Origin of the sequence: Accumulibacter sp., assembly GCF_031732815.1 — a bacterium.
GTDB lineage: Bacteria > Pseudomonadota > Gammaproteobacteria > Burkholderiales > Rhodocyclaceae > Accumulibacter.
Genome location: NZ_JAVMKF010000197.1, coordinates 19,767 through 22,121, shown reverse-complemented (window position 1 = coordinate 22,121; position 2,355 = coordinate 19,767). Strand labels below are relative to the sequence as shown.

2 protein-coding genes are annotated in these 2,355 nt (G+C 69.1%); both read right to left on the bottom strand.

Annotated elements, in window-relative coordinates; all coding sequences use genetic code 11:
- The coding region (locus tag RKP46_RS12865; protein WP_311107013.1) for a hypothetical protein at positions 1-239 on the bottom strand (239 nt) is incomplete at its 3' end.
- A gap of 94 nt (positions 240-333) precedes the next feature.
- Positions 334-2,355, bottom strand: a 2,022-nt coding sequence (locus RKP46_RS12860) for an ATP-dependent helicase (protein WP_311107012.1), incomplete at its 5' end; no start/stop codon positions are given.

Sequence of the window (2,355 nt, the reverse complement as noted above, 5' to 3'; positions counted from 1 at the left end):
TCGAGCGAGGCACAGACGATGGCCAGCTCGGGCGCCGTGGCAAATTCGTCGAGACGAACGTCGTCACCGATGGCAAAGCGCGAGCGCCGGCGCACGCCAAGCGGAATCAGCGTGCCGGGAAAGCCGCCGGCGGCCAGGTTGGCCAGTACGACGTCGGCGTAGCGGCTGGCTTCCTCGGCTTCGGCGACGACCGCCACCGACTTCGGGCGAAAGAGGAACTCCAGGTTGCGGACGGTCATGATGGCTCGCTTGCCCTTGTCTCAAGGCCGGCGCCGGTAGCGGGCAAGGTCTGAGGATGGACCCATGATAGCCGATTGCCTCGGACGGGGGACGTCAGCAGCGCGCCGCGGCAATCCGCAGCGTGGCCAGGACGACCCACCAGGCGTCGCTTCTGAGCGCCTCCTGGAAGCGCGCTTCGCTCTGCTGGCGCGTTCGTCGGACCAGCGCGTCGACGCGAACGTCGAGCACCTCGCCGACCGGCAGTTCGACCGCGCGCGCCAGACGGCCGACGCAATACCCTTCGCTGTTGCGCAGTTCGCGCCGGCCGGCGAGCAGCAGGCGATCGCCCACCTTGAGTGCGGCGATCGCCCGGTGCACCGGCGCCGCCGCGTCGAAACGTCCGGCGAAACCGATATCGACCTCGCGCAGGCCCAGCGTGCAGTAGCGCAGCGCCAGAGCGGGCGGCCGCTCCACGCTTTCCGGCAGCGCGCTGCGGCGGACCAGAGGAGCCGCCAGCGCCGGTGTGAACGGGTTGCCGTCGCGGCTCGCCTGGCAGAGCACGAGGTTCTCGCGCGCGCGCGTCATGCCGACGTAGTAGAGGCGGCGTTCCTCCTCGTCAGCGCGCCGCCAGTCGCCGCCGTCGAGCATGACAACATGCCGGAACTCTCGCCCCTTGGCGCCGTGCACGGTGGATAGCGTCAGGCGACCGCGCTCGGCCGCGCGTGCTTCGTTGCCGAATTCGTACAAGGCCTCACAGGCCAGACTCGCCGGCACCGGCGAATCGCCCCAGCTCGCCTCGATTTCGTCGATGGACTGGCGCAGCAGGCGCAGCCAGGGGTTGCTCGCCGGGCCCACGCGATGTCGCGCGGCGAACCAGCGCCCCAGCGTTCCCGAGCGCAGCAGGCGATTCGCCCGCGCGCGCAGCAGTTCGACCAGCTCCCAACCTTCGCGTACCTGATGCAGGCGCGGCGCGCCAGCCGCCTCGCCTGGGCAAAACGCGCAGGCGATGCCGGCGCTCTCGCACCAGGCGCGCAAGGGTTCGAGCGTCGCCCGGTTGCGCGCGAGCAGCGCGAAGTCGGACCAGTCGGCACGCGCGTCGAGCGCCGCCAGACGTTCGACTTCGGCGATCACGAGCACCGCCTGAGCGATCGCGTCGGGCGGTACGGCGAGTACCTGCACCTGCCCGGCGGCAAGCGGGTCGAGCGCCTGCCAGCGGCCTCCCGGTGGCTCGCGCCGGCGGCGGGCATCGATGCGGATCGGATGCGCGCTCTTCAGACGCTGCGCATTGCCGGCGATCACGCTGTTCGCCGCGGCGATGATGTTGGCCGTCGAGCGATGGTTGTCGACGAGAAATTCGACTTTGGCCTGGTAGTCGTCCTGAAAGCGGCGAATGAAGTCGGTGCTGCTGCCACGGAAGCTGTAGATGTTCTGGTCGTCGTCGCCGACCGCGAGAACGCTCAGCTTGCGCTCTCCGTCGGCCAGCGTCCGCCCGGCCAGCGCGCTGATCAGGTCGAACTGGCGCCGGTCGATGTCCTGGTACTCGTCGATCAGGATGTGCCGGTAGCCGGCGAGCAGGCGCTCGCGCAGTTCGTCGCTGTCGCCAGCGAGCGGGATGTTATCCGGCCGGCCCTGGAGCAGCGCCAGCGCATCTTCGAGCAGCGCGTCGAAATCGGCTTCGCGGCCGTTCTCGGCCAGGCTGCGCAGACTTGTTCCGGTCAGGCGCAAGGCCAGCGCGTGATAGGTCAGGACGGTGACCCGACAGGCGTCGTTGGCGATCAGGTGGTGCAGGCGGCGGCGAATCTCGCTCGCTGCAGAGCGGTTGAAAGCGAGCACGATGAGGCTTGCCGGTGCCTCACGCAGGACGCGCACGAGGTAGGCCACGCGATGCACGATGACGCGCGTCTTGCCGGCGCCTGGTCCGGCAAGGATGAGCCGGTTTTCGTCCGGCCGCTGCGCGACCAGGCGTTGCTGCAGCGGATGCCTGAGGTCTTCGACGACGCGTCGATACGACTCCTCGGTCGTCGCGCGTTCGAGCATCTCCTTGCGCCCGGAAAAGTAGTGCCGGATGAAGTCGAGCTTGGGCAGCGCAAAGTAGGCGAGAACGAAGGACAGCGCATCGGAAAGCTTGTTCAGGCC